Consider the following 7513-nt stretch of genomic DNA (forward strand, 5'->3'; position numbering starts at 1 on the left):
AGTCCAAAAGAATCGTCAAAGCCTTTCAAGCTCGAGACGGGGTTACTCACGTATGCCGCGCCGAGCACCGGGGCTTTTATCGAGATCAAGGCCGTAAGTTGCAATGGGTAGGGCGCCAATAGGCGTAGCCGTATTGCGCCGTATGTTGGCTTTAAATTATACGGCGCATTACGCTATCGCTAATGCGCCCTACAAAACTATAAAACTATAAAACTTCGTAAATAAGAAGCTGTCGGATTTGGCGCAGGGTTTCTCCCGTATGCCGCGCCGAGCACCGACATTAAAACCAGCCGTCGCACCAGCGACACATAAACTTCAACCCGCGCCCACCCGACAAATCCAATCTAATCACTAACCGTCTTAAACCGCGCCGCCGCCCCCAGCAACCCGGTAACAAAAAACGCCGTCCCCACCAAGGTAAACCGCAGATTCAACTTCTCAATTGCTAAATCGTCCGTCGCATACAGCATAAAAATAACCGCAATCCCACCCCAGGCCATAAACCTCAACACAGCGGAAAGAGCACTCTTGCTCAAGGCTTCCGCTTCGCTGACCGGAGCGTCCATCCGATAGGCGACGAAACCGCAAATCAGCGCCGGCATAATCCCCCAGCGGGCATGGTCGAGGAAACTGTCCAGGAAATTAAAATCATCCCGACGGTAAAAGGTTAACTCCAGGATAAACGTCGATATGGTGGTACTGACCAGGAAGCAGACGAACATGATTGCCATGTAAAAGCCGTAATTCTGTTCGGCGGGTTCCTGTTGATGCCGGAATGCGACACTCCGCAAAGCGAAAACCAGCGTGATCGGCACCACGTAAATCGCGATTGAATAAGCTATCCAGCGCAAGGTGGTATAGCTAAAGTGCGGCAACGGCTTATCCGGGAACAAAAACACATTGTGCAGCGCCACCGACACTTCGCGCCCCAAAATCACCCCAAACGCCGTCGCGGCGGCAAATATCAGCAAGTATTTATAGGTATGTTTCAAGCGTGCTTCATGGACATTGCCGCCGAGTTTCTTCACGGTGCTCCACAGTTCATCCTCGCTGGGACTGCCGAATACCACAGCCGCCGCCAGCAATCGGCACAGAAGACTGGTCAGCCGGTCCAAGTCCTTCAACAAGTTGACGGTCTTGGTGTAATGCGGCTCGGCTTCTTTCCAAATATTCACTTTTTCCGACATGGCATTATAGGAAATGCAGATTTCCCCCCATTTCAGCGAGGGCTCGCTGAACAGGCGTCGATACGAGGATTGATCGGCGTAATGTTGGATCTGATCGAACAGCAGGCTGTTATGCGCCCATTTATATTCGACTGTGGCACCGGATTTATCGAAATCGCCGGCATCTATGCTTTGCACCAACAGGCGATCAGCGATTTGGGCTTTTATTTTGTCGTCCACCGCCGACAGCCGGGATTTGATCAACGCGTTGTACACTTCGACGGCTTTGGTCGGTATCGCAAAAGCGTCGTGGATGCTGTCCCGCAATATCAACAACGGGTTAAACGGGCTCTCCCAGGCGACGAAAAACAACATGATGCCGGCGGCTATCAGCGGCAACAGTTTATTGCCGTCCAAACCGTACAGCAGATTCACCAATTCGCCGGCGCGCAAATGGCTGACGATCAGCGTTATCAGAGGCTCTAAAGGTAACCACTGCCAGGTCAGCAAATAGAATAAAGCTGCCATTAACGCGCAGTAAAGGACAATCCCGCTCCAGTACGTGCCGCGCCGGATAAAATACTGCGGCAAAGTGGGTTCCGTACCGAGTTGAATCCGGCGTTTCTGAAAGGCGCGATAGGCCAAAAACGCGGCGGCAGCGGCACCGAGAAGTTGAATCGCAAAATTAATCAGGGATTCGATAGTCATTGTTCCAAGTTATTTGTTTAAGTTTTGGGGCTCTGGCTAGAGACACTAAGGCTTAATCCGCAAGGCGTCAAGGTGATAGCCATATTGTGTTGCATACGCGCGGTAACCGGTAGACGGGTACGCTACCGCAGCTAAGTCTTATGATCCATGGGACAAGTTCCCCGCATGCCAATTCGCAGCATCGGGCACATTAGTCACGAGCATGTCGATGTATTTGAGACATAACGGTATTTGAGTAATTTATGTTGCGCACTCAAAAAGTCGCATACCCGAAGCTACAAAATACGGGGCTACTAAAACGCCAAATCGATTAAAACAGCCGGCAAGCTCAAAGCAGAAATACCTACTCTGCAAATCAAGCTTGTGAATAAAGAGAGGAAAAAAGAAGAGATCTCCCGCCTGCGCCGTCTGATACTTTCGTCCTTGAACCGAAGGTTCAAGTGGAAACCAAATCCAATCAATCAGGCTTCCTGAATAAACAGGCATGCGCACCATGAAAGGCAAAAAGTTTCCGGGGTAAAAACAGGTTCAGGAAACACCCAGTACTGCTCGAACGCCGCAGGAGATTGGACTTATAGTCTACCGGGGAATTACGGGTTTTCCAAAACGTTTTCTATTTTGTTGCGCAAATCGGCCAAGCGCTCACAAATATCCAAATTGCCATTGACTTCGGTCTTATTGGATGCCACCAAATCGTGGGCCAAATTCAAGGCGGCCAGTACCGCGATGCGGTCGGTGCTGCTGACCTTGCCGGTGTCGCGGATTTTGCGCATTTGTCTGTCCAGCTCGCGCGCGGAGCTGATCAAGGTATCTTTTTCGTCGGCGGCACAGGCGATTTTGTATTCCTTATCCAGAATATTCAGCGAAACGGGCTGGACGGCTTTACTCACGAATCATGCTCCATGGCTTTCAAACGGGCAATCATCGCTTCCACTCGGGTTTTGGCCAAGGTGGTTTTCTCCAGCAATTTGGCTTTTTCCCTAACCAAGGCATCCTGTTTAACTTTCAAGGACTTATTCTCGCTTTTGACTTGATTGAATTGGGCTATGAGCGTATCTAGTTTCGCTTCCAAGGCTTCCAGTTCGGTTGACGGATCTTTTTCTGTTTCAGACATAGCAAGAGTATGGGCCGATATGACGTTATAATCATCGTAGATGGCTAAGAATGTTAGCATAAGCCATGTTATTAAACAGCTTTAATAGGAAACACAGCCCAGATGACCTACCGTTCGGTTGAAGCAATTTTAGAGCAACAAGACGCCGATATCGGGGCCGCCGAGGCGCACGGTATCGCCACCGGCATGCTCTGTGTCGAAATCCGCGCCGATGCGGAAAATTGGCTGCGCGAACTGATCGACGACGAACAACAACTGATCGACGAAGACAAAGCGTTGCTGCACGGCATATTCGAAAAAACCAGGGTCCTTCTGGAAAACCAGAATGAGGATTTTGCTTTCGACTTGCTAATGCCTGAAGACGACGACCCGCTGGACGAGCAAGTAGAAGCGCTGCGCTGTTGGTGCCAGGGCTTCTTGTTCGGCGTGGGTTACGCGCAAACCGGATCGGACTGGCCGGGCGATACCGCCGAAGTGATGCGCGACATGATAGAGCTGACCAAAATCGACACCGATGTCGGCGACGAAGACGACGAAAATGCCTTGGTCGAACTGCGCGAATATGTGCGCGCCGCAGTGTTTACCGTCCGCGACCAATTTGCCGAACTCGGCCAATCGCAACCGCATTAATCAAGCAGATCGACCATGAAACAAAGCGAATTCAAAAAACGCCGCGCCAGCCTGATGAAGCAAATCGGCAAGGGCAATATCGCCATCATTGCCAGCGCCCCGCAGCGCACCCGCAACCGCGACGTGCATTACCCGTTCCGCCAGGACAGCGACTTTTACTACCTGACCGGCTTTAACGAAGCCGAGTCGATGGCGGTGTTCATCCCCGGTCGCGAGCAAGGCGAGTACATTCTGTTCTGTCGCGAGTTCGACGAGAAAAAAGCCTTGTGGGAAGGCGCCCATGCCGGCCTGGAAGGCGCGACCAAACACTACGAAGCCGACGACTCTTTCCCGATCGATGATCTGGACGACATCCTGCCCGGCATGCTGGAAAACAAAAGCAAAGTATTCTACCCGATGGGCAAGGACAGCGATTTGGACCACAAGCTGCTGGAGTGGATCAACCACATCCGCAAACAATCCCGGAGCGGCGTGACCGCGCCGGGCGAACTGGTGTCGCTGGAACACATCCTCCACGAAATGCGCTTGTTCAAAAGCGCGGAAGAATTGAAATTGATGCGCCGCGCCGGCGAAGTGTCGGCCAAGGCGCATGTCCGCGCCATGCAGGCCTGCAAACCCGGTTTGTACGAATATCAAATCGAAGCCGAGCTGATCCACGAATTTATCCAGGACGGCCTGCGCGCGGTGGCCTACCCGTCCATCGTCGCCGGCGGCAAGAACGCTTGCGTGCTGCATTACGTTGAAAACAAAGACAAACTCAATAAAGGCGATTTGCTGCTGATCGACGCCGGCGTGGAATGCGACCATTACGCCGCCGACATCACCCGCACTTTTCCAGTGTCCGGCAAATTCAGCGAGCCGCAAAGATTGTTGTACCAATTGGTACTGGATGCCCAAGCTGCCGCGCTGACCGAGATCAAACCCGGCAATCCCTGGAATAAAGCCCACGACGCCTCAGTAGAAACCCTGACCAAGGGCCTGATCGAGTTGGGCCTGTTAAAAGGCAAACCCAAAAAATTGATCAAAGACGAAAAATACAAACAGTTTTACATGCACCGCATCGGCCATTGGTTGGGCATGGACGTACACGATGTCGGCGATTACAAGATCAAGGACGAATGGCGATTGCTGGAGCCCGGCATGGTGTTAACCGTGGAGCCCGGCCTCTACGTGCCGGCCGACTGCGAAACAGTGGACAAACAATGGCGCGGCATCGGCATCCGCATCGAAGACGATGTCTTGGTGACGAAAGACGGCCATGAAATTCTCACTCATGGCGTGCCCAAAGCGGTTGCCGACATCGAAGCGCTGATGGCAGGCTAAGCCATGCAGCACGATTTCGATCTGATCATCGTCGGCGCCGGCCTGGCCGGCAACTGTCTGGCCCTGGCGCTAAAAAACAGCGGCTTGAAGATCGCCCTGGTCGAAGCCAATAGCCGAGAACAACTGCGTCATTCACCGGCCGGCGACCGCGCGTTGGCTTTGGCGGCCGGCACAGTGGAACTGCTCAATGATTTGGGCGCCTGGCGCGGCGTGGCCGATAAAGCCACCGCAATCAAACACATCCACGTCTCGGATCGCGGCCATTTCGGGAAAACCCGGCTAGCCGCTGAAGATCAGGGCGTGGAAGCTTTGGGTTATGTGATCGTCGCCCGCGACATCGAACAACACATGGCCGATCTGGTCGAAAAAACCGACACGGTTTGTCTGTATCAAACTCGGGTGGCCGGTTTAATGTCAGGCCGCGACGCCGTGAACGTCAGTTTGAAACAACACGACGGCAGTTCTTTGAATGTCAGCGCGCAATTGCTGGTCGGTGCGGACGGCGGCAACTCCACCGTGCGCAAGCTGCTGGAAATTCCGCAGCAAGTCACCGAATATGGGCAGACCGCGCTGGTCACCACCGTGCAATCGGCGCTGCCGCACCGCAACATCGCCTTCGAACGTTTTACCGAATTCGGTCCGCTGGCCTTGCTGCCGGTGGCCGGTAAACAATCGGCGGTGGTATGGACGCGCACTCACGAGCAAGCCGAAACCCTGATTAACGTCAGCTACCGCGAATTTCTCGCCGAACTGCAAAACTGCTTTGGCTACCGTTTGGGCGAACTAAAACTTGCCGCACCCCGGCGGGCGTTTCCCTTAAGCCTGATCCGCGCCGAAAGCATGGTCTCCGGCCGCACCGTCATCATCGGCAACGCCGTGCATCAACTGCATCCGGTGGCCGGCCAAGGCTTTAACCTGGGGATTCGTGATGTGGCCTTACTGGCGGAAATGCTGCTCGATCAGCACGAGCAGCATGGCGATTTGGGCGACGCCCGCCTGCTAAAAAACTACAGCCGGCAACGTCAGCAAGATCACGGCAAAACCATCGGTTTTACCAATAGCGTGGTCAAGCTGTTCTCCAACGACAATCTACCGCTGGCCGCCGTCCGCAACGCCGGCCTGACCTTGCTGGACCACCTGCCCTTTGCCAAACAACTACTGACGCGGCATGCGATGGGTTTGGCGGATCGGCTGCCTAAAATCGGCGAACGCAAATAAACCAAAACCGCTCCACCTCACGCAAAGAAACTTAGCCAAATCGCCGCCGCCAGACCCGCCAAACTCAAGACAGCCGCAATAACTCGGGCACTGGGCCTTGGACGTACAGCCGTCCATACCAACAGCGTCCAATACGCCACTGCCGGCAGTAAGAAGCTCAGCAAAATCATCATTAACGACCGCCCCGGCGCACAAGCTTCGTTGCAAATTAATGTCCACTGCTTCCACAAGCCGACGCCCAAAGCGACCGCGAGAATGGCACCCGCTAGGTGCAACAGCCGTCTGAAACTGATTTAAACCTCCCGGAACAAAATTTCGCGCTTGATGCCAATAGGGAATTCGGCTTTCGCTTTTCGTGCGAATCGTAGCTTTAGGTCACATTGCCGCTTAAGCGGTTATGTGACATTTCAATACTATCTTTTGGATATGTCAGGGAACGCTAACGCGCACCATGACCTACGAGGCTTCCGCTCGACGGAATCCGGTAAACCGGTTCCGGCTTACTTGGATAAAGCGTTAGCATGCTCACTGCGGTTGAGTGCTCGGGCAATGAAGCCAACCGGAATCATTAGGATTAGGTAGGACAGTATCTGGTACCAGAAACCTTGAACTTCAATTCTCTCCAAAAACATTTGAAGCGCTATCACACCTGGAAACACTGCAACTATACCGACAAATGCTGCCGCCCTTCGTCGCAGAAAAATTCCTTTTGGCTCGACCATAAAGTCGCTCATAAGTGAAGAGCTAACGAATGAAAGAATTGAACCAAAAAGAAGTAATGTTAGCTTTATTCTATTTGGTTTTTTCTCCGCTCCGTCCTCCAGTACAACATTTGAAATCCCAACTATCCGTGCCTTTGACTCGAAAATAGGGGGCGCGCCAGATGTAATTACGGTTACAGAAATGGTGTCGCCTGGGTTTAGTAACGTTGGCTTTAGTGTAATACCCTGTCGCTCATTCAATAGTGTGGCTTCAATGTCTTTCGGCTCTTTGCCTGATACATTTGCGCGGGCCACAGTGGTTTCAGAAACTAACTGAATACTGACTGGAGACTCAAAGTCTGCAGCAGGAATTGGTTTGCTACCGTCATTTCGTATTTCGAAGACAACCAGATGTGGGTGTTCTAAATACACCCCATCTGCTGATATTTCTATTCCTGCGATTACATCCTGCCCGCCAGGTTGAAGCGATATCATTGTTTCCAACTGAATCGTGAGAGACTTTGAGCTCTGGTCGGCTTGCCATAGCAAGACAGGCACACCTACCCCTGCAACACTAAATAGCAAGGTTAGGACAAATTTCCAATCGTGTTTCATGCCGAACTGAGTATGCAGAATACCTGAATCCGTGACTC

General features: G+C 52.6%; 8 protein-coding genes and 1 other RNA gene. 3 read left to right on the forward strand and 6 right to left on the reverse strand.

What is annotated here, in order from left to right; genetic code table 11:
• Nucleotides 1-344 precede the first annotated feature (344 nt).
• The 4 genes from A1332_RS09900 to A1332_RS09915 form a co-directional block, all read right to left on the reverse strand.
• Nucleotides 345-1874, reverse strand: coding sequence for a hypothetical protein (locus tag A1332_RS09900; RefSeq protein ID WP_064008329.1), 1530 nt, complete (start codon nucleotides 1872-1874; stop codon nucleotides 345-347).
• A 388-nt stretch (nucleotides 1875-2262) separates the two neighbouring features.
• Nucleotides 2263-2442, reverse strand: a non-coding RNA gene (ssrS, locus tag A1332_RS09905) — 6S RNA.
• Between the two features lie 22 nt (nucleotides 2443-2464).
• Nucleotides 2465-2764, reverse strand: a complete 300-nt coding sequence (locus A1332_RS09910; RefSeq protein ID WP_064008330.1) for a cell division protein ZapA — start codon at nucleotides 2762-2764, stop codon at nucleotides 2465-2467.
• Nucleotides 2761-2988 carry a TIGR02449 family protein gene (locus A1332_RS09915; RefSeq protein ID WP_064008337.1) on the reverse strand — a complete coding sequence of 76 codons (228 nt, stop codon included), beginning with the start codon at nucleotides 2986-2988 and terminating at the stop codon, nucleotides 2761-2763. Before A1332_RS09915 ends, A1332_RS09910 begins: the two co-directional genes overlap by 4 nt.
• A 102-nt stretch (nucleotides 2989-3090) precedes the next feature.
• Here A1332_RS09915 and A1332_RS09920 point away from each other — a divergent pair, with 102 nt between their 5' ends.
• Genes A1332_RS09920 through ubiH form a run of 3 tightly spaced genes read left to right on the forward strand, consistent with a single transcriptional unit; the run spans nucleotide 3091 to nucleotide 6159 of the window.
• Complete coding sequence (locus tag A1332_RS09920; protein ID WP_064008331.1) at nucleotides 3091-3618, forward strand: UPF0149 family protein; 528 nt, start codon at nucleotides 3091-3093, stop codon at nucleotides 3616-3618.
• Between the two features lie 15 nt (nucleotides 3619-3633).
• Nucleotides 3634-4941 carry a Xaa-Pro aminopeptidase gene (pepP, locus tag A1332_RS09925; protein ID WP_064008332.1) on the forward strand — a complete coding sequence of 436 codons (1308 nt, stop codon included), beginning with the start codon at nucleotides 3634-3636 and terminating at the stop codon, nucleotides 4939-4941.
• 3 nt (nucleotides 4942-4944) lie between these two features.
• Nucleotides 4945-6159, forward strand: coding sequence for a 2-octaprenyl-6-methoxyphenyl hydroxylase (gene ubiH / locus A1332_RS09930; protein ID WP_064008333.1), 1215 nt, complete (start codon nucleotides 4945-4947; stop codon nucleotides 6157-6159).
• Nucleotides 6160-6176: 17 nt separating this feature from the next.
• On the opposite strand, the gene A1332_RS25275 is transcribed toward ubiH, so the two are convergent.
• Both A1332_RS25275 and A1332_RS09935 read right to left on the reverse strand, forming a co-directional pair.
• Nucleotides 6177-6332 carry a hypothetical protein gene (locus A1332_RS25275; RefSeq protein WP_157203987.1) on the reverse strand — a complete coding sequence of 52 codons (156 nt, stop codon included), beginning with the start codon at nucleotides 6330-6332 and terminating at the stop codon, nucleotides 6177-6179.
• Nucleotides 6333-6659: 327 nt separating this feature from the next.
• Nucleotides 6660-7513 (reverse strand): hypothetical protein (locus A1332_RS09935; RefSeq protein WP_231890257.1); only part of this gene is annotated, 854 nt, incomplete at its 5' end.

Origin of the sequence: Methylomonas methanica, from assembly GCF_001644035.1 — a bacterium.
GTDB lineage: Bacteria > Pseudomonadota > Gammaproteobacteria > Methylococcales > Methylomonadaceae > Methylomonas > Methylomonas methanica_A.